Source organism: Candidatus Desulforudis audaxviator MP104C, from assembly GCF_000018425.1.
Taxonomy (GTDB): domain Bacteria; phylum Bacillota; class Desulfotomaculia; order Desulfotomaculales; family Desulforudaceae; genus Desulforudis; species Desulforudis audaxviator.
Window position 1 is genome coordinate 212192 of sequence record NC_010424.1, and the last position, 25902, is coordinate 238093.

Genomic DNA, 25902 nt, shown 5'->3' on the forward strand with positions numbered 1-25902 from the left:
CTGGCGGAAGACGCGCCAGCCTTTTGTTTTGTAGGCTGGTGTGGGGAACTGTATAATATTGTATAATAGAGGTAGCCTCGATCAAGAATACTACTAGATGTAAAGAAAGGGGGTGTAAGATATGTTGCGGAAATTGGCCTTTTTGGGGCTTGCACTGGCTTTCGGCGGTATCGGTGGGGTTGTCGGCTATTACCTTGTGCAAAGTGGGCTTTTCATTCAACCACTGGGCTATGGGATCGCGGCGCTGGTGGTCGCCCTGGGTTTGATGGTGGGGATAATCGCCGCGCCGCGGCTTATGGACCTCGGTAATCTGTTGTTGGCGCGTGCCGTTGAGTATCTGCAGAAAATGCCCACCCAGGACCTTCTTTTTGCCTCTTTTGGCCTTATTCTTGGTCTTCTCATTGCCAATCTTATTAGATCACTACTCTATGTTTTCGGTTGGTTCGGCCAGGCATTCAGTATTCTCTTGGCCATCTGCCTGGTTTACCTTGGAATAAACGTCGCCGTCAAGAAACGGGACGAAATCATCGGTTTGTTTGGAAACCTGTCCCGATTCGGGCGCGGCGAAAAAAGCGGCCGCGGGGAAGCGAAGCTGCTTGACACCTCGGCCATTATTGACGGCCGGGTCGCCGATCTCTGCAAGAGCGGTTTTCTGGACGGCACCCTGATCATTCCGGGGTTTGTTCTGGAAGAACTGCAGCACGTGGCCGATTCCGGCGACATTCTGAAGCGGAACCGGGGCCGCCGGGGCCTGGATATCGTGAATCAGATCCGCCGCCAGACCGACGTGCGGGTGCAGATTTACGAGAGCGTCAAGGGGCTGGAGGATGCCAACGGCGTGGACGCCAAACTGGTAAAGCTGTCCAAGAAGCTGGGTGCCAAAATCATCACCACGGACTTCAACCTGAACAAGGTGGCCGAAATCCACGGCATCCGGGTACTCAATATCAATGAATTGGCCAACGCCCTGAAGCCGGTGGTGTTGCCCGGTGAAGAGATGGTCATCCAGATAATCAAGGACGGCAAGGAATCCGGTCAAGGTGTCGGTTACCTGGACGACGGCACCATGATCGTGGTCGACGGCGGCAAGAAGTACATTGGTCACGGTATTCGGGTCCTGGTCACCAGTGTTTTGCAGACCACTGCCGGACGGATGATTTTCGCCCGACCGAAGGCGGTGGTCAAGCACGACGGGACGATCGCGCACGAACTGGACGAGGTGAACGCGGTTGGCTGATACGCTGGCTATTGTGGTGGCGGCCGGCCGGAGCAGTCGGATGGGAGAAGGCCCCAAGAAGCAATACCGGCTGCTTGCCGGCCGCCCGGTTTTGGGCCGCACCCTGGAAGTCTTTGAACACGCGCCCGCCGTTGACGGAGTGGTCCTGGTCGTCGCTCCCGGTGAGGAGGACTGGTGCCGCGAGGAGATCGTGACGCGGTTCGGTTTCACCAAGGTGGTGGCGGTGGTTCCGGGCGGGGAGGTGCGCCGGGATTCGGTGTGGGCGGGGTTACAGGCCCTGCCGCCGTGTGCGCTGGTCCTGGTGCACGACGGGGTGCGGCCCTTCGTCACGGCCCGGCAAATCGCCGCGGTGGCCGAAGCAGCCCGCGAATGCGGGGCGGCCACGCTGGCGGTGCCGCCCAAGGACACCGTGAAACTGGGCGGGCCGCCGGGTGCGCCGGTTTCCACCCTGCCCCGGGAAAACCTGTGGCTCGTGCAGACCCCCCAGGCTTTCCGGTTCGACGTGCTGATCAAAGCGCACCACCTGGCCCGGGAGCGGGGTCTCGCGGCCACCGACGACACGTCCCTGGCGGAGGCCGCCGGCTACGACGTCCGGATGGTGCCGGGCGCCTACACAAACATCAAAATCACAACCCCCGAGGATTTGGCCTTTGCCGAGGCGCTGCTGGGAGGTGGACCGGTGCTGGTCGGGTTCGGGTACGACGTCCACCGGTTGGTTGACGACCGAAAGCTGATCCTGGGCGGAGTGGAGGTGCCCCACGACCGGGGCCTCTTGGGGCATTCGGACGCGGACGTGCTGGTGCACGCGGTGATGGATGCGCTGCTGGGGGCGGCCGGCGCGGGGGATATCGGCCGGTGGTTTCCGGATGACGATCCGACCTACCGCGGTATCTCCAGTATGGATCTCCTGGTCCGGGTGGCGGCGTTTCTGCGGGAACGCGGCCTGGAAACGTCGAACCTGGACGCCGTGGTGGTGGCCGAGGCGCCGCGCCTGTCACCGTTCATCTCCCGGATGCGGGACAACCTGGCAAGCGTGCTGGGCGTCTCTCCCGCCGCGGTCAACGTCAAGGCCACCACCACGGAGGGGCTCGGCTTCACCGGTTCGGGCGCGGGTATCGCCGCCTACGCCGTGGCCGCCCTGCGGCGAATTGTTTTGCCCGGCGACCGGGTGTTATAATGAGCTGTGTCAGCTGGCCGAGGGAGGGGAGTATGTGTTCCGGACGCTGCGTCAGGACGTGCGGGCGGTCTTTGAACGCGACCCCGCCGCCAAAAATCTGGTCGAAGTGCTCACCTGCTACCCGGGACTGCATGCGATCTGCATGCACCGTATCGCCCACGCCCTCTACCGGCGGCGTCTCTTCACCCTGGCCCGGCTGATCTCCCACTTCTCCCGGTTTCTAACCGGCATCGAGATCCACCCGGGAGCCCGGATCGGGGAAGGGTTCTTCATCGACCACGGCTCTGGCGTGGTGATCGGCGAAACCGCCGAGATCGGCCGGAACGTGACCCTGTACCAGGGGGTCACCTTGGGCGGCACGGGCAAGGAAAAGGGTAAGCGTCACCCCACCATCGGGGACAACGTGGTGATCAGTGCCGGCGCTAAGGTCTTGGGATCGTTTGAAATCGGGGCCAACTCCAGGATCGGGGCCGGATCGGTGGTCTTGAAACCAGTGCCTCCCAACTGCACCGTGGTGGGGGTGCCGGGGAAGATCGTGCGGCGCGACGGGCAGCGGGTTGACGGCATCGACCTGCGGCACGACCAGTTGCCCGACCCGGTGGCGGAAGCCCTGGCCGCGATGCAGGAGCGGATTATGCATTTGGAGGCCAAAGTCCGCCGGCTGGAAGGCGAACCACAGGCGGGAGGGGAAGCGGATCTTGCAAATCTTCAACACCCTGACCGGGCGCAAAGAGACGTTTTGTCCCCGTGATCCGGGGCGGGTGAGCATCTACGTTTGCGGGCCCACCACCTACAACTTCATTCACCTGGGAAACGCCCGGGCGCTGGTGGTGTTCGACACCATCCGCCGCTACTTTTTGTATAAGGGTTACCGGGTGCTTTACATCCAGAATTTCACCGACGTGGACGATAAAATCATCAACCGGTCCCGGGAAGAGGGGATAGACCCGCAAACCCTGGCCGCAAAATACGTGGACGAGTACTTCGTCGACGCCGACGCCCTCAACGTGCGGCGCGCGGACGTGCACCCGAAGGTCTCGGACCACATCCCCGAGATCATCGCCCTGATCACGATGATTATCGACCGGGGGCTGGCCTACGTAGCCGGCGGGGACGTCTACTTCGCGGTCCGTAAGTTCGGCGGTTACGGCCGGCTCTCCAAGCGTTCCCTGGACGACCTGCTGGCCGGGGCCCGGGTCGAGGTCGGCGAGCAGAAGCGGGATCCCCTCGATTTCGCCCTGTGGAAGGCGGCCAAACCGGGGGAGCCCTGGTGGGAAAGCCCCTGGGGCCGGGGGCGGCCGGGCTGGCACATCGAGTGCTCGGCGATGGCCTTGAAATACCTGGGGACAGGTTTTGACATCCACGGCGGCGGGGCGGACCTGATCTTTCCCCACCACGAAAACGAAATTGCCCAGTCGGAGGGCGCCACCGGCGAGCCTTTCGCCCGTTACTGGATCCACAACGGTTTCATTACCATCCGGGAAGAGAAAATGTCCAAGTCGCTGGGCAACGTCTTCCTGGTGCGCGAACTGACCCGGCTCTACCCGCCCGAGGCGCTGCGGCTCTTCCTCTTGTCCAATCACTACCGCAATCCGCTCGACTACGACCCCGAGGCCATGGAGGCGAGCGTCCGCGCCGTCAACCGTTTGAAGACGTGCCTCGGCCTGCTGCGCGAGTCTTTGGACCGGCCGGCCCCGGACGGAGACGGAGGGGGGGGAAACCGGCTGGAGGCGGTTCTGGAGGTACTCCAGGGGCGGTTTGAGGCGGCGATGGATGACGATTTCAACACGGCACTGGCCCAGGCCGTAATGTTTGACCTGACCCACGAGGTGAACACCTACCTGCACCAGAACGACCGGCCCAGCCGGGGGGCCCTGCAAAAGGCCCTGGACCTGTTTGACGCGTTCAACCGCGTACTGGGCATTTTCCCGGAGCACAAGGGGCGGATCGTGCTCGAAGCCGGGGCGGTGAGCGGCGACCTGTCCCAGGGGCTGCTCGACCTTTTGATCGCGCTCCGCCAGGACGCCCGCCGCAACAAGGACTTCGCCACGGCCGACCGGATCAGGGACGGGCTCCGGGCGCTGGGCATCTTACTTGAGGACACCCCGCAGGGCGTACGCTGGAAGAAGACGTAACGTTTTGGTGGTCGGTGGTCGGTGGTGGCAGCGTTTTGGTGGTCGGTGGTCTGAGGAATCGGCTGACCAAAACACAGCATGGTGTATGCCGGGGCATTGTCGGAGCTGACATTGGGAGCCTGTTCAGGAAACGCAGCGAACCGAGGAATAGCGGCGGCGTGTTTTTCGCTGAAACGGGCGGGTTGCGGCGCGTCGTCCGGGGCGAACGGGTTCATTCCTTCCTTGGTGGGACACCGTGACCGGAGATAATGCCCCGGCAGCACACAACCCTACGGTTACATCTTCAGGGACCGAGAGACTGAAAGGATGGCTTTTCCGTGGGAGAAAGAGAGTTGCGGGTTGTATTGCTGGCGCACACCGAAGGGCCCGAGGCGCTGGCCGCCCTGGCCGGGCGCCGGTGCTACTCCAGCCTGGACAATAACGATCTGGTCGCCACCGAAGCCGGGCGTGATCCGGGGGAACTGATCCGGAAGCTGGTGGGCATGGGGCACGTCACCGTCATCGAACACGCCTCATACACCTTTGCGGTCGAGGGCGTTTCCCGGAGCCTTCTGGCCCAGATCACCAGACACCGCCTGGCTTCATTCAGCGTGCAGTCCCAGCGGTACGTGGGCGAGACGGCGGCCAAGAACCCCGACGGGGTATTCGATTACGTGATCCCGCCGCGGATCGCCGCCCTGGGAAACGGGGCCCGGGAGGAATTCGCGCGCCAGATGCGCACGATCCAGGAGTGGTACGACCACTGGGCACGGGAACTCGGGGGTGGGCGGGACGCCTTTGAGGATGCCCGCTTCGTCCTGCCGAACGCCGCCGAAACGAAGTTCGTGTTCACCATGAACGCCCGGGAGCTCTTGCACTTCTTCACCCTGCGCTGCTGCGAGCGGGCCCAGTGGGAGATCCGGGAGTTGGCCGACCGGATGCTGGATTTGGTGAAGCCCACCGCGCCGACCATCTTCGCCAAGGCCGGGCCGGCGTGCCTGCGCGGGCCCTGCCCGGAAGGGAAACTGAACTGCGGGAAGCTGAAGGAGGTCCGCAAGAAATACCGCGGGGGCGGATCAAAATGCTCTTGACGATGATCCGGGATTGAGCTCGTGAGCTCGTCGCGGGCGTATGTTTTGGGAGGCCGACAGTGCGCGACTCGCGTGACTCCGAAAAACAGACGGTCATCTACGGCCGGAACCCGGTCCGGGAGGCCTTGCGGGGTGGGCGGACCCTGCACAAGATCCTGGTGGTCCGGGGAGCCGACCCCCGACTGTTCCGGGAACTGCGGGAGCTGGCGCGGCCGGGGCGGATTCCGGTGCAAGTCGTGGAACGTCCGCTGCTGGACCGGCTGACCGATGGCGGTGCCCACCAGGGTGTGGCCGCGACGGTTTCCGTCAAGGACTTCGCGACGGTCGAAGAACTGCTGGGAACGGAGAACCCGCTCATTGTGGTCCTGAACGCAATTCAGGATCCGCGCAACCTGGGGGCGATCCTCCGCACCGCCGAGGCGGCCGGCGTGGATGGTGCCGTGGTCCCGTCGCGGCGGGCGGCCCCACTCACCCCTGCGGCGGCCAAGACCGCGGCGGGAGCGGTGGAGTATCTTCCGGTGGCCCGAGTCACCAACATCGCCCTCACCCTCCGTGAGTTTAAACAGAAGGGCTTGTGGGTGGTCGGGGCCGATCCGGATGGTCCGGTTTCGTATTGGGACGCGGACCTGGGAGGACCGCTGGCCCTAGTGATCGGGGGCGAAGCGGGGGGCCTGGGCCGGGCGGTGCGGGCGGAGTGCGACTCCCTGGTCCGAATTCCGATGTCGGGCCGCGTAGGGTCCCTCAACGCTTCAGTGGCGGCCGCCCTGCTGATTTACGAGGCCGTCCGCCAGAGGAGGGCCGGCGGGTCATTATGAAGGAACACCTAGTGGTGGACGGCTACAACGTGATCTTCAACTCCCCGGAGCTTAAAGACCTGAACGACCTGGAGCACGCACGCGCCCGTCTGATCGACACCCTGATCAATTTTGCAGCGTTGGCTGGTCAACAGGTGACCGTGGTGTTCGACGCCCACTCTGTTCCGGGAGGAGTGGCGCACACCGAGAGGTACGGGCCGGTGGAGGTGATCTATACGTCCGAAGGGGAGACGGCCGATACGGTAATCGAGCGCATGATCGGAAGACTGTCCGGGCGGTCGGCGTCGGTGTTCGTGGTTACCGCCGATTATGTCGAACAGCGGCAGGTCCTGGGCCTGGGGGCCTACCGGGTGCCGCCGGGGGAATTCTGGGAAAAAGTGCGACGGTTGACGCGGGAATCGATTGTCTACCACCGGGATAAACCGGCCGACGGCTATTTGGAAAACCGTCTGGAAGAACGAACCAGGGCGGCGCTGGAGGCGTGGCGCCGCAAAAAGCCATAAGGGTAGCCGGGAGTACGGACAGGTTAGGCTTGACTCCCGTCAGGCCATTAAGTATAATTCATAACGTAAGTGCCTTTCCTTATTTATACCCTTACACGGAGGCGATAGTTTTTGAGCCTCAACCCCCAATTCGAGACTGCCCAGTTCCAGATCTATCACGCCCTAGAAGACGAGAAGATAGTTGAACATGCCCGGGAAGGCGACAGTGAAGCCCTGGAATTCCTCATCAACAAGTACCGCCATTTTGTGCGCGCCAAGGCCCGGTCCTATTTCCTGATCGGGGCCGACCGGGAGGACATCATCCAGGAGGGTATGATTGGCCTTTACAAGGCTATCCGCGACTTCCGCCTGGACAAACTCTCCTCGTTCCGGGCGTTTGCCGAACTGTGTATCACCAGGCAGATCATTACGGCGATCAAAACGGCGACCAGGCAAAAACACATCCCCCTCAATTCTTACGTATCCCTGAACAAACCCATCTACGACGAAGACTCGGACCGCACCCTCCTGGACGTCATCTCCGGTTCCAAAATCACCGATCCCGAAGAACTTGTCATCAGCCGCGAAGAGTTTGACGATATCGAGGAGAAAATCGGCGAACTGCTTAGTTCGTTGGAATGGAAGGTGCTCATGTCCTACCTGGAGGGCAAGTCCTACCAAGAGATCGCCGAGGATCTGGACCGGCACGTAAAATCGATCGATAACGCCCTGCAGCGGGTAAAGCGCAAACTGGAGAAATACCTGGAAAGGCGCGAAATTTAGCCGGTCAATCAGTTGAAATAAAGCACGGGGGCTCCAAGAGACCCGTTTTGACGGCAAGTCTCCTGGCTTCCTTGGGTTTCAAGAAAACGTCTCCCTTCATGGGTGACATTTTCTCAGACCGCTTATGAGGTGACAATATCACAGGCCAATAGCAAAGGGGAGCCGTAGTGGTTGACAGCCGCGGCTCCTTTTGCTACCATAGTGATGCGCTACAAGAGACGGACGGTGCCGGCCGCTCTGACCGGCCCCGTCCCGTGTTTTAGGCCGGCGTAGCTCAGTGGCAGAGCAGCTGACTTGTAATCAGCAGGTCGGGGGTTCAAATCCCTTCGCCGGCTCCAGCAAGGTACCGGACGCGAATGTCCTTGTAAAGGATACCGGTTTGTGATACAATAAATTCGTTGACTTAGCGGGGTGGAGCAGCCGGTAGCTCGTCGGGCTCATAACCCGAAGGTCGCAGGTTCAAATCCTGCCCCCGCAACCAATATTGAAAGACGGGCCCATATAGCTCAGTAGGCAGAGCGTATCCTTGGTAAGGATAAGGTCGGCGGTTCGATCCCGCCTATGGGCTCCAAATACCAGGCGGAGTAGCTCAGGTTGGTAGAGCAAGCGGTTCATACCCGCTGCGTCGGGGGTTCAAGTCCCTCCTCCGCTACCAGTGCACAGCCAGCCGGCAAGGCTGGTTTTGTTTTTTGGGGCCTAAATCGGCCGCATTGGCCGGGTTATGCTTAAGACTTACTTCGGCTAAATCGTGCTTCAAACCCGAGGTGCGTGGGTCTGAACTATAAGCTACCCCACTCGTGCTGAAAAGCGCCGAATACCAGAGGGAGGCAAAGGATTAGGGCTATAGGGAATTGGTTTTCGAAGATAAGTCGGGCTTCTAAATGGAATCGGTAGGCAAGTTAAAGACGACGATACCTTCGACCATACGGAAGTGTTTGACATTCCGGGTAACCAGGCTTGCTTCGTGCTCCTGGGCAGTACCGGCAATGATCGCATTGATTGGTGTCAGACCTTGGTGACGGTAATACTGCAGCAAGATCCCGGCACGTCGGGTGATACTCGAGCATTGCGAAATCCCCAATCCAAAGCACGCCGTCCGGAGTCTTACCGTCAGAACCCAAGATGTGGACAATGCATTCTTTGAAAAGAGGCGGGGAAATTGAACAAGCTTCTCCTTGGCGCGGTTCTGGCCCTGTTGTTGGCAGTAGCCGGGTGCACGGGCGACCGCGGGGCGCCGCCCTCGACACCGGGACTCCTGGCCGCCGAGTGGCAGAAGATCAGGGAGACTTGCGCCTTGGAAGACGGAACCCGGGCCGTGATCCGGGACTTGAGTTTTGCGGTGGACCCGGCCAGCCGTGAAGTCACGTCCCTGCAGATGTAAACGGGATAAACGGATAAACGGATAAAACGGATAACGGATAAGAATTTACTTTTTGTTGGCCTTAAGGCAATGGCGAGCCTTGTTGATGTTATATTTATTTGCTATCTTGACATCCGTATTTAATACCTCCGAAGATGCAGTTCAGATCATGCACAAAGCCCCGGAAAGAGATTATTTTCTTCCGAGGCTTCCTGGTATTATATATTCTTACGGCGGTGTTTGTTTCGGTTTTGTCTCTACCGCTGGGGCAACGGGCAATCACTCACTCTCCGTTTCTGGAAACGCCGGCCTGCTTGCTTACTTTTAATAAGTTAGGTGCCTGGCACCCACGCCCGCTCTTCGTCTACCGGTTTAACCACCTGGCCGGGTAGTAATCGCCGTGGCCCGGCGCAACAATCGCCCCGCGGTTTCGTTCGTACAACTCGGCATCAAGGCCAAGCACGATCTCCTTCAGGGCCTGCATTTCCTGGCGGAAAAGAAGGGAGTTGGTGTTAGTGCTTGTCATCATAAACTTCGGCAGGTTAAGAAATTCCCGTTCCTCTGGCCCCAGGCTCACAAGGAGCATGAGGTAGTCACCCGTGAAAATGAGCCCCGATTCAACACCGATAAAGAAAACCTGGCCGGGAATATGGCCGCCCATGCTTTCCAGTACTTTAAAGGTCTGGCCGCCCACTGTGAAAGTGTCGATAACCCGGAGACCGTTCAAGCGACCGAGGTCGCCGGTGCCGTACGCTTCCCACGCGGACGGCGCAGCAGACTTCGTAAAGGTATTAACCAGCACCGTGAAGTAGTGGTTCAACCCGGCGAGCGGCGAACCACTCCCCCACGCCCGGTTTTCGTTTTCCAGTATGCCGCAGGCATCGGGGTGGAGGAAGACACGGCTACCGAACTCGGAAGCGAAATAACCGCTCAAGCCCGCGTGATCCGCATCGGCGTGACTAAGGTAGATGCGACGTATACGCGCGGGGTCCAACCCGTTCTCCCGCAACATCCGCTTTACGTCTTCGTAGTAAACCCCGTACCCGCCGTCTACCATGACCACTTCTTCGTCACTTTGCAGCATGTAGATGTTCCCTCCGGTCGGAAGACGAAAGGCGTGGAAGACGATACTTCCAAGGGGAAGCGCCGGGAGCCGCCGGTAGGAAAAACCGGGACCGGTCCTGCACAGGGATGTTGAAGCGAAGGCCAGCACATTAGTGAAAACCTTACCGGCTTCGAGATTCTTGCCCGCCTCCCTGTTAAACCTGGCCAGCGCCTCGGACATGCGCTGGGACGACTCTACGACCTTCTTCAGGCGATCGATGTCCTCCGTCCCCAGGAGCCGCTTCAGCCTGAAAAAAAACCGCTCTACGAGATTGAGGCCGATGACGTTTTCTGTTTCTTCCTGCTCCGTGCCCTGGTACTCTAGGCTGTAATAATACCCGTGTTCATTGAGGTCTTTCAGGAGCTCATCTATCTCCCGAGCACTCCGGGTAGCGAGGGAAACTGTAGCTGTCACCTCGGAAACGGCCTCGTTATATGCCATATAAATGACATTGGCCCCGTGGTTCCGGAGCAGGGCGGCGAATGCTGCCAACGAACCCGGCCGGTGCTGGAGATGCCACTTCAATTTGAGAATGTTCTGGGTATCGAGCACGCCAAGTTCAAGGGCCGACGCATGGGATTCTTCGTCGAGCATCCCTTGCTCGTTCAGTTCCCGGCAAACATTCTGTAAGGACTGGAGGTCGTTACTTTTTCCCTCGACAAGCACCCGGTTGGGATGCTCCGACCGGTTATAGTGAAAAGAGGTGATATTGACGTTGTGGCTGGCGAAAATGCTAGCCAGCGCCGCCAATGAACCAGGTCGGTCGGCCACAAAGACCATCACTTTGCATAAGTAATCTTCGTTACCGGACACGGAGCGGTAAATATGGAACAGGTTGCTGCACATAATGACCCCCCGGAAAATAACGGATTTTTACAGAGTAAATTCTTCCGGTGACATGACATTTTTGGGGTGAGTGAATTCGTAAGATCCGCAACAACTTGCGGCTTAAGTCCGTACCTTTGGTCTTTATGAAAAGCTTCTTTCTTTTGATCTCGACTTCCGCGAAGTTCATCGCATTTAGCTCAAGGCCGCTTAACTATCTGGGGCGGGGCCAGTGGACAGAACTATTCTTCTTTTGGCTTCAATAGAATCTCATTTAGTTCTTCCACCGTCTTACAAAACCCGGATTAAATTATTAATATCTTCTGATGACCGAAAATTTTCTGTCATGGCTATAATTTTCGCATTGGGATAGGTTTTCTTAAACTCCAGCAGATATTGCGGTGCCGCTCCACGGAACCCCATAAATAGCCTGATCCTCGTCGCCCAACGGATAAGAATTTACTTTTTGTTGACTTTTTGTTGGAGAGAGCATAACAAGAGCCACAAAGCATGTCAAGCACACAAAATACTTCCGTGACATACACGATTTTACATATGACTTGCGCAAGACAGCGCGGAATTGGCAACATCCAAAAAGAGAACCGGCGCAGGTTCCATAATCATCCAAATTAGCGGCGCTTCGGACACAGCCATTCACCGAACTCGACCACCCGTTTCTGATGGCACGAAGGACAAAAGTGGCGGCGTTTACACGAAAAGGCCAACAAGTATTCGTGGCCGCATGCATCGCACCGCACCCGGGCAAACCCGAAATGGAGATCGCCGCAATGTAAACGGCATTGTCCGCAGGTGCGCGGCAGGCGTTCAGCATTCGCATCCATCCCTTGACAGAAACAGGTGTTTCATGTCAGATTACCACATGCCCCCTGAGTAGTCGAGAGATGCCATTTATGCGCTTGCGGTCAAGTCTCGATGATAGCCATCCAGTCCAGATTAGCCGGATTGGCACGGGGGGTACTGAGAAAGTTGGGAAATCAGGAGCGGTATTGTGCCTAAGTGGATGCCATTATACAGCTAAGGTACTTGTCGCCGGTAAAGAGGCATATAGCTCCGTCAGGCGCTTGCGCTTGAAGGCCCTTACCATAACTTCGCCTTCGGGGTTTACATCGAATGTCAACTCGTCACCCGGCTGTAGATCAAGCTTACGTCGAACGGTTACCGGTATGGTTATCTTCTTGTGACATTGATCCACACTTCCGAAAATCAGGTTCTTCCTGGTATTCTAAGGCTTTCCCGCTTAGAAGAGGGAAGGGATGAAATTTAGTTCAAAAGGCCAGAATTCGACAGGTTTCGTCAAAGGACAATTGATATTATTGTATTGTCGAAATAAGCCAGAAATTTCAAGGTGGCCCCCATTATACTGAACGAAGGAACGTCAGGGCAAAGGACCCGGGGAGGCATGATAGGGTAAGCAGGGGGCGATAAGTGGGTAGACCACCCAAGATGAATGTTTTCAAAAAGGCTGATAAAGTGAGCTTTTTAAAGTGTGGCTCCAAAACGTTGAGATAGGAGGTATCGTTATGAATAAAAATGCCAAAAAACCTTTATTATTTATAGGGCTAACCTTTCTGGTCAACTGGGTACTGGCAGGATTGTTTTTTGCTTTTGGCGGTGAAATTGGTGGTGTTGAAGGACGTGGAATGTTAATTATCTATATGTTCCTTCCAATGGTCGTGGCGATTATTGTTCAAAAGTTTATTTATAGAGAACATCTCAAAAAACCATTGGGGATCTCTTTTAAGTTAAATCGGTGGTTTTTGGTGGCATGGCTACTTCCACCCGTCATTGCCTTTGCTGCATTTGGAGTAAGTTTACTTTTTCCGGGAGTTGAATATTCTCCAGAAATGACAGGAATGGCTGAGAGACTGCAACAATCTGTCTTAACGACACCAGAACAGTTTATTCAGATGCAAAGCCAGTTTGCCGCTTTTCCAGTTCATCCAATTTGGATTTTCCTGTTGATCTGGCTTGTTGCAGGACTAACCATTAATGCTCTTTTTGGTTTTGGCGAGGAATTAGGCTGGAGAGGACTTCTTCAAAGAGAGTTTGGTTACATGAGCTTCTGGAAATCGTCAGCGATTATTGGCTTTATCTGGGGAATATGGCATGCTCCTATTGTTCTTCTAGGATATAATTATCCTAATTATCCAGTAGTTGGGATATTTATGATGACAATTTTAACTCTGCTGCTATCTCCAATTTTCAGTTATATTAGACTTAAAGCAAAATCTGTCATTGCCGCCTCTGTAATTCATGGTTCATTTAACGCTACTGCTGGACTCTCTTTTGTAATGCTTAAAGGCGGAAGTGAATTAACTGTAGGAGTGCTCGGTTTGGCTGGTTTCATTGTTCTTTTAATAGCGAACTTCTGTATATTCTTTTTCGACAAATCCGTTAGAAGAAGACCTGTAGATGCTATCATGGAGGACATTAAATGAAATGGTGTTGTGCTAGAATAATCGGAATAAGGGACTGCGTATAAAAAGCGGATAAAAGGCTTCGCTATGCTTCGCCCAAATTGCCTTCAGCTGAGTGCACTAGCCGTTCCGATTGAGAACTACATCGCAGAAAAGCGAGCTGTGGGCTATAAATTCGATAAAGGAGCCGATATGCTGAGGAGTTTCGGCTCTTTTGTGTACAGTCGAGGCACCGGTATCATCAGCGACGGCCTGGATCTTTTTCGCCAAGCGCGTCACCACCCGTACGGTGTCCGCAATCAAGCCGGAATCGGTGGGGTGGTGGATGTTGGCCTCGACCACGGTGGTGTCCACCCGCACTTTGGTACGGCTCTTTATGATCTTTTCCTCCGCTGCCTTGCGGATCAGGTGCTCGTTCAGCTCGGCCATATGGTCGCTCCCGTCGGCGTCCAACCGCCGCCGGATCTTTGACAGAGTGCTGGGATGGGGTACCCGTTTATGCAAGGGAATCCGGCAGAACCGGCGCCAACTGATGCGGTCCCCCACCTGATTGCAAACATCCCGGTCGCTGAGTCCGTACTGGTACTGGAGCGCCGTCATGCGCAAGTAGGTCTCCGCTGTACGGAAGGTCGTCCCAGAAATCGGTGGTATTTGTCCTGAAACGGTTTGAAGAAGCGCCCATCATCCAGCCAAGAATCCAGTTTGGCCAGGTGTTCCGGGAACTCAAACAACTCGGGCGGCAACAGCTGATCCAGGAACGATACTTGGCGGCACTCTTCCTGACGGAGACGCAACATGCTCAGATAAAAATCATTCCTTACGCTGTTGAGCGTCAGGAAAGGATTTCGATGACTATGCTTATATCAACTCCATGTATTCCATAAGTATGTTCTTTTCATTGGATTACCTTATTGCAAACGAAAATAGTCCATTACAAGGACTTCCAATTGTCCAACCTATTACAGGTTTTGCTATGAAGAGTTATTATTTGTGGGTACGGTGTTCCGGATCCATCCATAAAGGAAGACCGTTTATTCAGTTTTATAATAACGCAGACTATTACGAGAAAATCATGAATAGACGAACTGCTTGGATAGATGAGAATGGCCGTACTCATTGGTCAACTATGCTAGATGAAGAAAAAAGAATTGCTGACTATTTAAGGAATGAAAAAGAAGCTAACAAGTGTTCGAGCCGGACATCAAACCACGCGATGCAAGTATGGTGGTGCTTCTCCAAGACCTTTGACCGCACGGTTTGGTACCGTTCAACCGCAGCGTTGGGCGGCTTTATTGCGGGGGTGTGAACGGTAAACCTAAGTGGAGAAAAACCGGCCAACAAAAACGGAGAAGATTTTCCAGTTGTCCCCTTCCTTCCCGCTAAGAGCTGTGCAGGAATTTGGTATCCTTTGCCGAAATTGGGGTTAACCCATTTGAGTAATGTAATGGCGGGCCAGCGGGAGAGAAGGTGAACATGGATAATCAATTCTTTGAAAAGCCAATCCTTAACTCTCCCTATGAGTATCCGGCGCGGCACTGGGAACTTGATGATCAGGGCCAGCCTACGCAACGAATCATCGACAGGCGCCGTCGCGCCGAGTTCATCACGCCGATTCCGAAGCCCAGGAAACGCAAGGATTCACTGGACCAGCAACAGATGGTTTTCGATGAAGGCAAAGGGCTTTCGACGAAAGCTCAGCAGTATGATCCTACGTCCATTATCAATGAGATTCGACGCCATGTAGACCAGTGGCGCAGCAGTTCCCCCGGTGATTGGCGCGTCACGCCCGAAACCGCCCGGCTGCTTCACCACTGGCGACATCATAAGTTCAGCAACATCCAGCCGTTTTTCTGCCAGGTCGAAGCGGTTGAGACGGTCATCTGGTTGACGGAAGTGGCTCCGAAAATCGGCAAGATCGGCCAGCCATTCCTTGAACACCTTATCAATGCTAACAATGAGGCCAACCCGGGCCTGCTGCGTCTGGCCCTGAAGCTGGCTACCGGTGCCGGCAAAACCACAGTAATGGCCATGCTGATTGCCTGGCAGACCATCAATGCCGTGCGCCAGCCCAATAGCAAACGATTCACCCGGGGGTTCTTGGTTGTCTGCCCGGGTCTGACTATCCGCGACCGGCTCCGCGTGCTTCAGCCCAATGATCCGGACAGCTACTACCAGAGCCGGGAACTCGTCCCCAACGATATGCTCCGCGATCTGGAACGGGCTAAGATCGTCATCACCAACTACCACGCCTTCAAACTCCGCGAACGCATGGAGCTGTCCAAGGGCGGCCGGTCGCTGCTTCAGGGCCGGGGCGCGGCGCTCAACACGTTGGAAACCGAGGGACAGATGCTCCAGCGGGTGATGCCCGAGCTGATGGGTATGAAGAACATCCTGGTGCTCAACGACGAGGCGCATCATTGTTACCGTGAAAAGCCCAAAAGCGATGCCGAGGGCGAGCTGAAAGGCGATGACCGGAGGGAAGCCGAGAAAAACAACGAAGCTGCCCGTGTTTGGATCTCCGGCCTCGAAACCGTCAACCGCAAACTCGGTATCACGCGCGTCATTGACCTATCGGCAACGCCGTTCTTCCTCCGGGGCTCCGGCTACGCTGAGGGTACGCTGTTCCCCTGGACGGTGAGTGACTTCTCGCTGATGGACGCCATCGAATGCGGCATCGTCAAACTGCCGCGCGTTCCTGTGGCCGATAACATCCCTGGCGGGGAGATGCCCAAGTTCCGCAACCTCTGGGAGCACATTCGCACGCGGATGCCTAAGAAAGGCCGGGGTAAGGCAAAGAGCCTTGATCCGCTGAGCCTGCCGGTCGAGCTGCAAACTGCGCTCGATGCCCTTTATGGGCATTACGAAAAGACATATGAACTATGGCAGAAAAGCGGTATTAGAGTCCCGCCCTGCTTCATTGTGGTCTGCAACAATACGTCCACCTCCAAACTGGTGTACGACTATATTTCCGGCTTCTACCGGGAGAACGAAGACGGTTCGACCACCCTTGAGAACGGACGCCTGGCACTCTTTCGGAACTTCGACGAGCACGGCAACCCACTCCCCCGTCCACGGACGCTGTTGATAGACAGTGAGCAGCTCGAATCCGGCGAAGCACTGGACGATAACTTCCGCGCTATGGCTGCCGATGCGATCGAGCGTTTCCGACGCGAGATCATAGAACGTACCGGCGACCGCCGCCAGGCCGAGAACCTGACAGATCAGGAGTTGCTGCGGGAAGTCATGAATACCGTTGGTAAGGAAGGTCGCCTCGGCGAGTCGATTCGCTGCGTGGTATCGGTTTCCATGCTTACTGAGGGCTGGGATGCTAACACCGTTACGCATGTGCTGGGCGTGCGTGCCTTTGGCACTCAGCTCTTGTGCGAGCAGGTCATCGGCCGTGCGTTGCGCCGCCAGTCCTATGACCTCAATGAGGACGGCTTGTTTAACGTAGAATATGCTGACATACTGGGGATACCGTTCGACTTCACCGCCAAGCCGGTTATTGCGCCCCCGCAACCGCCCCGTGAGACCATCCAGGTCAAGGCTGTGCGACCCGACCGCGACCACCTCGAGATCCGTTTTCCGCGCGTCGAAGGTTACCGTGTCGAACTGCCCGAGGAAAGGCTTACCGCCAAATTCAACGACGACTCCATTCTTGAGCTGACCCCAGATATCGTCGGCCCCTCGATCACCAAGAACGCGGGGATTATTGGTGAAGACGTCGACCTCAGCCTGCAGCATCTGGAAGATATACGGCGGTCCACGCTGCTGTTTCACCTTACCAAACGTTTGCTGTACACCAAGTGGCGGGACCACGGGGAAGAGCCCAGACTCCACCTGTTCGGGCAGCTTAAGCGAATCACCAGGCAGTGGCTCGATAACTATTTGGTCTGCAAGGGCGGCACCTTCCCCGCGCAACTAATGTATCAGGAGTTGGCGGACATGGCTTGTGAGCGCATAACCGCCGGCATCACCCGTTCGTTGGTGGGTGAACGGCCCATTAAGGCTATACTGGACCCCTATAACCCCACTGGCTCCACTATCCACGTGAACTTCAATACCTCGAAGAAAAACCGCTGGGAGACCGACCCACGCCGCTGTCACATCAATTGGGTCATCCTCGACAGCGACTGGGAGGCCGAGTTCTGCCGCGTTGCTGAGTCCCATCCACGGGTCAAGGCTTATGTCAAGAACCACAACCTCGGACTGGAAGTACCGTACCGCTACGGTTCGGAGGTACGGAAGTACATCCCCGACTTCATCGTCCTAGTCGACGGCGGGCACGGCGAGGACAACCTGCTCCACCTGGTCGTCGAGATCAAGGGGTACCGGCGCGAGGACGCCAAGGAGAAGAAGACCGCCATGGAGACCTACTGGATACCCGGGGTCAATAAGCTCAAACAGTATGGCCGCTGGGCGTTTGCCGAGTTCACCGAGGTCTACCGCATCGAGGCCGACTTTGAGGCCAGGGTCGAAGCCGAGTTCAACAAGATGATCGATTCAGTCACCACTCGGCCGACGGTGGAGGGGAGTTAAGATGGCCAAGAAGACAACGAAAAAGACCGTCGAAACCCTCACACACAACGAGGCCAAGCGCAAGAACATCCCGACGGCCGAATACCAATCGGTAATGAGGAAGGATGAGCTAAGTCCCATTCGCATCGCCTACGAGCGCCGCAACCGGGATTTAGACCCGCAACTTGTCTGGCGCGGTAAGGACGAAAAACACTGGTCCGACCTCGTCGTCCATGCGCCGCCGCTATACATCCAGGAGAAGGTACACCCCAAGGTCCTGATCGACGACCTGCTCCGTTGGACCAAGGCTCAGAAAAAGGCCCAAGGCCCGCAGATCGATTTATTCGCCGACTTTAACGGCCTACCAAACGAGAGCGCGAGGACCGAGTTCTACCAGCACGACGCCAACTGGAGCAACCGGATGATCCTCGGCGACAGCCTGCAAGTGATGGCGTCGCTGGCTGAACGCGAAGGCCTGCGCGGCAAGGTCCAGTGCATCTACATCGACCCGCCCTACGGAATCAAATTTAATTCGAATTTTCAGTGGTCGACGACGAGTCGGGATGTGAAGGACGGCAACGTTGAGCACATCACGCGCGAGCCGGAGCAGGTTAAAGCGTTCCGAGACACTTGGCGTGACGGGATTCATTCTTATTTAACCTATCTGCGGGACCGGCTGACGGTAGCGCGCGATTTGTTGGCGGACTCAGGCTCGATTTTTGTACAGATTGGGGATGAAAATGTTCATCGGGTTCGGGCGTTGATGGATGAGGTGTTTGGGGAAGACTGCTTTATAAGTGAGATCATTGTTGTTAAGTCGTCCGGACTTGGGAGTACAACTCTTCCGCGCCAAAATGATTACATTCTTTTTTATGGCAAATCTCCAGATTCAATCAAGTACAGACAGCTATTTAAGGATAAGGCATTGGATGGTGAAGGCGCGGGAGCATATCAGTATGTAAAAGGGCTGGACGGCATTATCCGTCGTATGAAAGACGAGGAGAAGAAAAATCCACACTTGATTCCCAGTGGTTATTCACCGCTCCGTTTTGGCGATCTGACGAAACCGGGGCCAGGCGCAAAATACGAATTGGAGTTTCAAGGCAGGACTTTCACAAGCAGAGGCCGATGGTGGGGAATGCCCAAAGAAAGCTTGGAGCGCGCTGCAAAAGCCGATCGTCTCTATGCGTTAGCTTCGACCGTTAGCTATCAGCGTCTGCTCAACGACTGGAGTTCATTCCCGCTAACGAACACTTGGACGGATACTGGAACAGGTAGCGGGCTGAACAAAATCTACGTTGTGCAAACTGATGACAAGATTGTCCAACGATGTATTTTGATGGCCACCGACCCCGGCGATCTCGTACTCGATCCAACTTGTGGCTCCGGCACAACTGCTTACGTTGCCGAGCAATGGGGTCGTCGCTGGATTACGATTGACACTTCCCGTGTAGCACTGGCCTTGGCTCGGGCACGGATTATGGGTGCGCGGTACCCGTACTACATACTCGCCGACAGTCGCGAAGGGCAACTCAAGGAGGCCGAGATCACCCGCACTGCGCCGTCCGAGGCTCCGACCCGCGGCGATATCCGCCAGGGGTTCGTCTACGAACGGGTACCTCATATCACGCTTAAATCCATTGCCAACAACGCGGAGATCGACGTCATCTGGGACAAGTTCCAGGAGACGATGGAACCGCTACGAGACCAACTCAACAAGGCCCTCGGTAAAAGGTGGGAAGAATGGGAAATCCCTCACAAAGCCGACGACGAGTGGTCGGATGAAGCAAAGGCGCTGCACGCAAAGTGGTGGGAGCAGCGCATCGCCCGGCAGAAGGAGATCGACGCCTCCATCGCCGCCAAGGCCGAGTTCGAGTACCTCTACGACAAGCCCTATGAGGACAAGAGAAAGGTGCGTGTTGCCGGGCCGTTCACGGTCGAGAGCCTGTCGCCGCACCGCGTGCTGGCGGTGGACGAGAATGACGAGCTGATCGACGGCGTTGGGGAATCGGCGGCCGGCTACGGAGAGGAACGGGACTTCGTTCAAATGATCCTGGAAAACCTCAAGATCTCTGGTGTGCAGCAGGCCCACAAGGAAGACAAGATCATCTTTTCCTCGATTATCCCCTGGCCCGGGGATCTGGTCTGTGGAGAAGGGCGCTACGTTGAGGGAGACGGGGATTCAGCCGTGGAGAAACGCGCCGCGATTTTCGTCGGTCCGGAGTTCGGCACCGTATCCCGCCCCGATCTTGTGGCGGCCGCCCGCGAGGCGGGTGATGCGGGCTTCGATGTGCTCATCGCCTGCGCCTTCAACTACGACGCCCATTCATCGGAGTTCAACAAGCTTGGCCGAATACCGGTGCTCAAGGCCCGGATGAACGCCGACCTGCACATGGCCGACGACCTGAAAAACACCGGCAAGGGCAACCTGTTCGTCATCTTCGGCGAGCCGGACATAGACATTCTCGACGCTGGGAACGGGCAGATACAAGTGAAAATCAATGGCGTGGACGTGTTCCACCCCAACACCGGTGAGGTTCGCAGCGACGGGCCTGAGGGGATAGCCTGTTGGTTCATCGACACCGACTACAACGAGGAGAGCTTCTTTGTACGCCATGCCTACTTCCTTGGCGTAAACGATCCCTATAAGGCGCTCAAGACCACGCTGAAGGCCGAGATCAACGAAGACGCCTGGGCCACACTCCATAGGTAAGCGTCAAATACTTCCCACCTTTAAAGCCAGGTGAGGATTGATTTAGACTCTCTAATAGACTACTTGCCACCCCGACAGATCGGTGGCAGTGTTGCCGACCAGGGAAGCAACTCTTCTAAGGCCTGTTCATCCTGAATATCCATGTTCGGCAGCTTTACAAAAAGATACTGCAGGTAACTGAAGGGGTTGAGGCCGTTTTCCTTCGCTGTTTCCACAACACTATAAATGATGGCACTGGCGCTTGCCCCACGGGCGGTGTTCGCGAATAGCCAGTTCTTACGGCCGATGACAAATGGTTTAATGGAGCGCTCACTGCGGTTGTTGTCCAACTCCAGGCGGCCGTCTTCCAGAAAAACGGTAAGCCTGTCCCACTGGTTGCGGCAATACTTGATGGCTTGGCCGAAGGCGCTTTTCGGCAGAACTCTGGGGCTCTGGTATTTCAGCCAGGCTGAAAAAGCCTCCACCACCGGCCGACTGAGTTCCTGGCGACGCGTATGACGCTCCTGGGGAGTGACTTCACGGAACTCCCGTTCGATGGCAAAGAGACGGTTGCAGAACTCCAACCCTTCTTTGGCGGCCACCGCCGCACCGCGCTGGGCGTTGGGCAGTGCTTTTAGCGCTTCGTCGAACTTGCGCCGGGCATACGCCCAACACCCGACCAGGGTCACATCCGGCAGTTCGTTGTAGCCGGTATAGCCGTCGACATGCAGGTAACCCTTAAAGCCGGACAAGAACCGGCGGGGATGTTTACTGGCCCGGGTGGTCTGGTAGTCATAAAGGATTATTGGCGGTCCGGCCCGCCCGGTGCGGTAAAGCCAGAGGTAGGAAGTGCTTTGCGCCGACCGGCCCGGTTCATTGAGTACCTGCAAGGTCGTCTCATCGGCGTGCAGGATGTCTTGCGCCAGTAGATGCTTGTGCATCCGGGCATACAGGAGGCTTAGCCAGCGATCCGCACCCTGGATCATCCAGTTGGCCAGGGTTTGGCGGGAGAGTTCCACGCCCCGACGGGCCAGGTGTTGTTCCTGGCGGTAAAGCGGCATGCCCTCCACGTACTTTTGGGTCATAATGTAGGCCATGGCCGAGGGGGAAACCAGGCTTCCCGGCAGTACCGCCGCCGGCATCGGGGCGGTGACGATGGGGGTTTTGATGTCTTCCCGTTCACAGCGGCGGCAGGCGTAGACATAGCGGACGTGCTTGACGACACTGACCTGGGCCGGAATGATTTTGAGTTCCTGCCTGACCTCGGTGCTCATTTCGTGCAGGGCGCCGCCGCAGGCACATCTCTGCTCTTCCGGAGCGAGCCGGTATTCAATGATCTCCTCCGGCAGATCCTTTAGCTGTTCCTGGCGCCGGCCCTGCTTTTTGCGGCGGCGGTAGGTGATTTCCTCGATCGTTGGTTCGAAAGACGCTCTGGCTTCGGCCTCTGCCTCGTTGAAAAGCTCCACTTGGTTTTGGGTCTGCTCACTGGAGCGGCCGAATTGACGCTGTTGGCTGAGACGGAACTGTTCTTCAAACCAGTTAAGTTTGGCCGTTAGTTCAGCGATTTGCTGTTGCTGTAAAGCACATTTTATCTGGAGTTCTTCGATGGTTTTCGCTGCATTATCCATGTCTACCAATTCGACACATGGCACGAAAAACCCTTTAAAATCAAGGCTTAAACATCATTTTCTTTATTACAAAATCGTTCTGGCCCTGACCTCCGAATGGGCTGGCTGCGCAAGTGACAGACCGTCAAGCAGCCAACGCAACTCCCGGTAGGTGACCGGTGCGACTGTTCCAGAATTATCTTTGGTCGGCCACTGGAATTTGCCGCGCTCGAGCCGACGATAGTGCAGCCAGAAACCGTTATGCTCCCACTGGAGGATCTTGAGTTTGTCCCGTTTGCGGTTGCAGAACACGAAAAGGCACGAGGAGAACGGATCCAGGCGGAATCCTTCCTTGACCAATACGGCCAACCCGTCGATGGATTTGCGCAGGTCGGTGCTGCCGCAAGCCAGATAGACCCGGTGGTGTTCGGTTTCTCTGATCATTGTGCCAGGGCGCGCACCACATCACGAAGTAGATCGGGATCAAAGCCCGGCCGCACTTCGACGGTGGCTTGGCCGATTCTGATGACCAGGGGTGGATTAGCAAGGTCTCTTAAGTTCAGTGACAACCACTGGGTCGGTACATTTCCGACGGCTTGGGAATGTTTCTTGAGCCAGTATCTTAGTTGATGGGGTTTTACCTGCTGTTCCGCGCACCAGGCGGACACGCTCTGCCCGCTGGCCTGAAACTCGGCTACTCTGGTGGCCCATTGGTTTCGTAGGCCCTGTAGCTCTGCTTTGGTCACGTGGCGATGCCCTCCTTCGATTTTTGCTGCGTAGAGTATCTCATTTGGGAGGGCGAAAAGCTAGGTGGGGGCTATTTGACGCTTACATTCCTCGCCGCTCTCGGACATTTCTTTCCAGAATCCAGCCGTTTCACGCAGAATATCTAATGCTGTTATTGGATCTTGGTGGCTCTCCATTTTGCGACTTAAAATTACCTTGCCGTCTCCGGCAAATCACCTTAAGCACGTCACCCGTCCTTAAGCCCAGCTTCTTACGAACAGGGGCCGGCAAAGTGACCTGCCCCTTTGAGGAAATATGAGTTTCCACGGCATTGTCCCCTCACAAACAGGGAAATTGCTCTTGCAAAAAACGCTCAGAGTCTCAGCGGGCCTGCGCCTCACGTCCGCTTGGGTGGGAGACCCGATCATCCTACGCAACTGCGGCGAACACGACAAAACCTTAAAGCACCGCTAAGCGGTAGCGGCCGCTGCTGGGAGAGTCGGGAGCCGGCGGTTCAGTGCGGTTTAGTGGTGAACGGGAAAGCTGTCGGTGAGGGTTGCAATGTGGTCATTTGGCTGATATAATGTGACCACCAGGGGGTGAAGTGTATGCGGATAGGAATCCGAGAGATGAAGACACGGTTCAGCCGCTACATCCAGCGCATAAAAGAGGGGGAAACCATTATCATTACGGAACGTAACACTCCGGTTGCCAAACTGGTGCCGATACAGCTGCCAGTGTCCGAAGAGATCCTCCGCCTGGTAGAGGTCGGTATGGTTTCCTGGAAAGGCGGCAAGCCTAAAGGATTGGCTACCCCGGTTGAGCCACAGGGGACCGTGAGTGTGGCGGATATCGCAACGGAGGACCGGCGGTGATCCTCTATCTGGATACCAGCGCTCTGGTGAAGCTCTACATCCGGGAAGAAGGATCCGAAGTCACTCAAAGGTTACTAGCCGCTTCCTCCGTCGTGGCCACCTCCAAGGTGGCCTACGCCGAGGCCAGGGCCGCCTTGGCACGGGCGTACCGCGACAGCATCCTGGACAACAAGAAATATACCCTGGCGGTCAGTGCCTTCAGGGACGATTGGGATCGGTACTTCGCGGTGGAGGTATCCGACATGCTGATCGGGTTCGCCGGAGACCTTGCGGAAAAACACAGTCTGCGGGGGTTCGATGCCATCCACTTGGCCTCCATTTTAACAGTCAAGCGACAGGTCAAAAGTCCCTTGTTGGCGGCCTGTTGGGATGCCCGCCTGTGGGATGCCATTCGAACCTGCGGCATTGATGTAATTCCCGAAGTGCGCCCGGTACAAAGAACGACACCCGGGAAAGACTAGTCAGACGCCGTAGAAGAGGTGCTCCAAGATCTGCAACTACCCTACCAGATGCGGACTCAAGCGGGACTGCGCCTTGCGACTTTGCGGTTCCAGATGGACGTAATGCGCAGATTATAGGAGCTGCAAAGGGCTTTAATTCCACAGGTAGCAAGCTCACAGATGCGGTTAGAGAAAGCGAAGACTTGGCCAACAAGCGTTGTCCAGTCCAGTGTGTCTTGTGTGATTGACGGTATCGGTTGGCTTGGTCGCCAAGCCGACCTTAGGAGAATCTTTGATGTCTCGGCAGGAGTTCGCGTTTGATTAGCGAATAAATACACCTTGGCTCTGGACAAATATGTAATAGCCAATTCTTGACTGTCGAGGAGGTCGGGTTTATGGCGAAACCCAAGTTTGTGCGTACCAAGCCGCACGTAAACGTCGGCACGATCGGCCACGTGGACCACGGCAAGACCACGCTGACGGCGGCGATCACCCTGGTCCTGTCCAAGTTGGGTCAGGCCGAGTACAAGAAATACGACGACATCGACGCGGCGCCGGAGGAGAAGGCGCGCGGCATCACCATCAACACCGCGCACGTGGAATACGAGACCGAGAAGCGGCATTACGCGCACGTGGACTGCCCGGGGCACGCCGACTACATCAAGAACATGATTACCGGCGCGGCCCAGATGGACGGGGCGATTCTGGTGGTCTCGGCGGCCGATGGCCCCATGCCCCAGACCCGTGAGCACATCCTCCTGGCTCGCCAGGTGGCCGTGCCCTCCATCGTGGTCTACCTGAACAAGGCCGACATGGTCGACGATCCGGAGTTATTGGAACTGGTCGAGATGGAAGTGCGCGAGCTTTTGTCCAACTACGAGTTTCCGGGAGACGACACCCCGATCGTCACCGGATCCGCCCTAAAAGCCCTGGAATGCGGCTGCGCCAACCGGGAGTGCGCGCATTGCAAGTCCATCTGGGAGTTGATGGACGCCGTTGACAACTACATTCCGACGCCTGAGCGTGACATCGACAAGCCCTTCCTGATGCCGGTCGAAGACGTATTTTCCATCACCGGGCGCGGCACGGTGGGCACCGGCCGGGTGGAGCGGGGCACCGTGAAGACCGGGGACGAGGTCGAGATCGTTGGTTTCGCGGCCAAGCCGCGCAAGACTGTGGTTACGGGGGTGGAGATGTTCCGCAAGGTTCTGGACTATGCCCAGGCCGGAGACAACGTGGGTTGCCTGTTGCGGGGTGTGGACCGTACCGAGCTTGAGCGGGGCCAGGTATTGGCAAAGCCGGGATCCATCAAGCCGCTGACCGAATTTACGGCCAACGTGTACGTGCTGAGTAAAGAAGAAGGTGGGCGTCACACCCCGTTCTTCAACGGATACCGTCCGCAGTTCTACTTCCGGACCACCGACGTGACCGGCGTGATTCATCTGCCGGAAGGCGTGGAGATGGTGATGCCTGGGGACAACCTGCAGATGGACGTCAGCCTGATCACCCCGATCGCCATCGAAGAAGGCTTGCGGTTTGCCATCCGCGAGGGCGGCCGCACGGTGGGCGCCGGCGTGGTCACGGCGATCAAGTGAGAAAGAAGGCCGAAGGGGTGGG

22 protein-coding genes, 4 tRNA genes and 2 pseudogenes are annotated in these 25902 nt (G+C 56.7%); 20 read left to right on the forward strand and 8 right to left on the reverse strand.

The annotated features are described in order from the left end of the window. Nucleotides 1-121 precede the first annotated feature (121 nt). The 13 genes from DAUD_RS00995 (at nt 122) to DAUD_RS01055 (ending at nt 9080) form a co-directional block, all read left to right on the forward strand. Nucleotides 122-1237 carry a PIN/TRAM domain-containing protein gene (locus tag DAUD_RS00995; RefSeq protein ID WP_012301342.1) on the forward strand — a complete coding sequence of 372 codons (1116 nt, stop codon included), beginning with the start codon at nt 122-124 and terminating at the stop codon, nt 1235-1237. Next, the gene (ispD, locus tag DAUD_RS01000; RefSeq protein ID WP_012301343.1) at nt 1230-2414 is read left to right on the forward strand and encodes a 2-C-methyl-D-erythritol 4-phosphate cytidylyltransferase; all 1185 of its coding nucleotides are present in this window, start codon (nt 1230-1232) and stop codon (nt 2412-2414) included. Before DAUD_RS00995 ends, ispD begins: the two co-directional genes overlap by 8 nt. 34 nt (nt 2415-2448) lie before the next feature. Continuing rightward, nucleotides 2449-3165 (forward strand): serine O-acetyltransferase, encoded by a 717-nt coding sequence (cysE, locus tag DAUD_RS01005; protein ID WP_012301344.1) that lies wholly within the window; start codon nt 2449-2451, stop codon nt 3163-3165. Further along, a complete protein-coding gene (gene cysS / locus DAUD_RS01010) occupies nt 3113-4549 on the forward strand; it encodes a cysteine--tRNA ligase (protein ID WP_012301345.1) in 1437 nt (478 codons plus the stop codon). The genes cysE and cysS overlap by 53 nt, the downstream gene beginning before the upstream one ends. Before the next feature lie 332 nt (nt 4550-4881). After that, a complete protein-coding gene (gene thyX, locus DAUD_RS01015; RefSeq protein WP_012301346.1) occupies nt 4882-5619 on the forward strand; it encodes an FAD-dependent thymidylate synthase in 738 nt (245 codons plus the stop codon). 59 nt (nt 5620-5678) lie between these two features. Beyond that, nucleotides 5679-6434 carry a 23S rRNA (guanosine(2251)-2'-O)-methyltransferase RlmB gene (gene rlmB / locus DAUD_RS01020; protein ID WP_012301347.1) on the forward strand — a complete coding sequence of 252 codons (756 nt, stop codon included), beginning with the start codon at nt 5679-5681 and terminating at the stop codon, nt 6432-6434. Continuing rightward, a complete protein-coding gene (locus DAUD_RS01025; protein ID WP_012301348.1) occupies nt 6431-6937 on the forward strand; it encodes an NYN domain-containing protein in 507 nt (168 codons plus the stop codon). Before rlmB ends, DAUD_RS01025 begins: the two co-directional genes overlap by 4 nt. A gap of 111 nt (nt 6938-7048) precedes the next feature. Further along, the gene (gene sigH / locus DAUD_RS01030) at nt 7049-7699 is read left to right on the forward strand and encodes an RNA polymerase sporulation sigma factor SigH (protein WP_012301349.1); all 651 of its coding nucleotides are present in this window, start codon (nt 7049-7051) and stop codon (nt 7697-7699) included. Nucleotides 7700-7962: 263 nt separating this feature from the next. Then, nucleotides 7963-8037 (forward strand) — tRNA-Thr (locus tag DAUD_RS01035). Between the two features lie 67 nt (nt 8038-8104). Next, nucleotides 8105-8180: transfer RNA gene (locus tag DAUD_RS01040), tRNA-Met, on the forward strand. Nucleotides 8181-8194: 14 nt separating this feature from the next. Beyond that, nucleotides 8195-8270 (forward strand) — tRNA-Thr (locus tag DAUD_RS01045). Between the two features lie 7 nt (nt 8271-8277). Then, a tRNA-Met gene (locus tag DAUD_RS01050) sits at nt 8278-8354 on the forward strand. 504 nt (nt 8355-8858) lie between these two features. Continuing rightward, nucleotides 8859-9080 (forward strand): hypothetical protein, encoded by a 222-nt coding sequence (locus tag DAUD_RS01055; protein WP_012301350.1) that lies wholly within the window; start codon nt 8859-8861, stop codon nt 9078-9080. A 343-nt stretch (nt 9081-9423) separates the two neighbouring features. Here DAUD_RS01055 and DAUD_RS01060 read toward each other — a convergent pair whose 3' ends face one another. The 3 genes and pseudogenes from DAUD_RS01060 to DAUD_RS11800 all read right to left on the reverse strand — a co-directional run bounded on the left by DAUD_RS01060 (nt 9424) and on the right by DAUD_RS11800 (nt 12202). Beyond that, nucleotides 9424-11010, reverse strand: a complete 1587-nt coding sequence (locus DAUD_RS01060; RefSeq protein WP_012301351.1) for an MBL fold metallo-hydrolase — start codon at nt 11008-11010, stop codon at nt 9424-9426. A gap of 641 nt (nt 11011-11651) precedes the next feature. After that, nucleotides 11652-11783: pseudogene (locus tag DAUD_RS11795) on the reverse strand (transposase zinc-binding domain-containing protein); the annotation flags it as partial. Nucleotides 11784-12016: 233 nt separating this feature from the next. Beyond that, entirely contained in the window at nt 12017-12202 is a 186-nt protein-coding gene (locus tag DAUD_RS11800; RefSeq protein ID WP_242647861.1) for an AbrB/MazE/SpoVT family DNA-binding domain-containing protein, read from the reverse strand. 328 nt (nt 12203-12530) lie between these two features. Between DAUD_RS11800 and DAUD_RS01065 the strand changes: the two genes are divergently transcribed. Further along, complete coding sequence (locus DAUD_RS01065; RefSeq protein WP_166485053.1) at nt 12531-13448, forward strand: CPBP family intramembrane glutamic endopeptidase; 918 nt, start codon at nt 12531-12533, stop codon at nt 13446-13448. A gap of 204 nt (nt 13449-13652) precedes the next feature. On the opposite strand, the pseudogene DAUD_RS01070 reads toward DAUD_RS01065, so the two are convergent. Continuing rightward, nucleotides 13653-14224 (reverse strand): annotated as a pseudogene (locus tag DAUD_RS01070) (transposase); the annotation flags it as partial. A 101-nt stretch (nt 14225-14325) separates the two neighbouring features. On the opposite strand from DAUD_RS01070, the gene DAUD_RS12220 reads away from it, so the two are divergent. The 3 genes from DAUD_RS12220 (at nt 14326) to DAUD_RS01080 (ending at nt 20658) form a co-directional block, all read left to right on the forward strand. After that, nucleotides 14326-14733: a hypothetical protein gene (locus DAUD_RS12220; protein ID WP_166485054.1), complete on the forward strand. Its 408-nt coding sequence runs from the start codon at nt 14326-14328 to the stop codon at nt 14731-14733. A gap of 167 nt (nt 14734-14900) precedes the next feature. Next, nucleotides 14901-17966: a BPTD_3080 family restriction endonuclease gene (locus DAUD_RS01075; protein ID WP_012301354.1), complete on the forward strand. Its 3066-nt coding sequence runs from the start codon at nt 14901-14903 to the stop codon at nt 17964-17966. 1 nt (nt 17967) lies between these two features. Further along, nucleotides 17968-20658: a site-specific DNA-methyltransferase gene (locus tag DAUD_RS01080; protein WP_012301355.1), complete on the forward strand. Its 2691-nt coding sequence runs from the start codon at nt 17968-17970 to the stop codon at nt 20656-20658. A 59-nt stretch (nt 20659-20717) separates the two neighbouring features. Here the strand turns inward: DAUD_RS01080 and DAUD_RS01085 are convergent, their stop codons facing one another. From DAUD_RS01085 to DAUD_RS13030, 4 genes are all read right to left on the reverse strand, one after another. Next, the gene (locus tag DAUD_RS01085; protein WP_012301356.1) at nt 20718-22289 is read right to left on the reverse strand and encodes an IS66-like element ISCde1 family transposase; all 1572 of its coding nucleotides are present in this window, start codon (nt 22287-22289) and stop codon (nt 20718-20720) included. Between the two features lie 42 nt (nt 22290-22331). Then, complete coding sequence (tnpB, locus tag DAUD_RS01090) at nt 22332-22688, reverse strand: IS66 family insertion sequence element accessory protein TnpB (protein ID WP_012301357.1); 357 nt, start codon at nt 22686-22688, stop codon at nt 22332-22334. Beyond that, entirely contained in the window at nt 22685-22990 is a 306-nt protein-coding gene (tnpA, locus tag DAUD_RS01095; protein WP_012301358.1) for an IS66 family insertion sequence element accessory protein TnpA, read from the reverse strand. Before tnpA ends, tnpB begins: the two co-directional genes overlap by 4 nt. 130 nt (nt 22991-23120) lie before the next feature. Continuing rightward, nucleotides 23121-23297, reverse strand: a complete 177-nt coding sequence (locus DAUD_RS13030; protein WP_166485055.1) for an AbrB/MazE/SpoVT family DNA-binding domain-containing protein — start codon at nt 23295-23297, stop codon at nt 23121-23123. 281 nt (nt 23298-23578) lie between these two features. On the opposite strand from DAUD_RS13030, the gene DAUD_RS01100 reads away from it, so the two are divergent. From DAUD_RS01100 to tuf, 3 genes are all read left to right on the forward strand, one after another. Beyond that, complete coding sequence (locus DAUD_RS01100; protein ID WP_012301359.1) at nt 23579-23845, forward strand: type II toxin-antitoxin system Phd/YefM family antitoxin; 267 nt, start codon at nt 23579-23581, stop codon at nt 23843-23845. Continuing rightward, nucleotides 23842-24306, forward strand: coding sequence for a type II toxin-antitoxin system VapC family toxin (locus DAUD_RS01105; protein WP_012301360.1), 465 nt, complete (start codon nt 23842-23844; stop codon nt 24304-24306). Before DAUD_RS01100 ends, DAUD_RS01105 begins: the two co-directional genes overlap by 4 nt. Nucleotides 24307-24680: 374 nt before the next feature. Then, nucleotides 24681-25880, forward strand: a complete 1200-nt coding sequence (gene tuf, locus DAUD_RS01110) for an elongation factor Tu (RefSeq protein WP_012301361.1) — start codon at nt 24681-24683, stop codon at nt 25878-25880. The last annotated feature ends 22 nt before the right edge of the window (nt 25881-25902 follow it).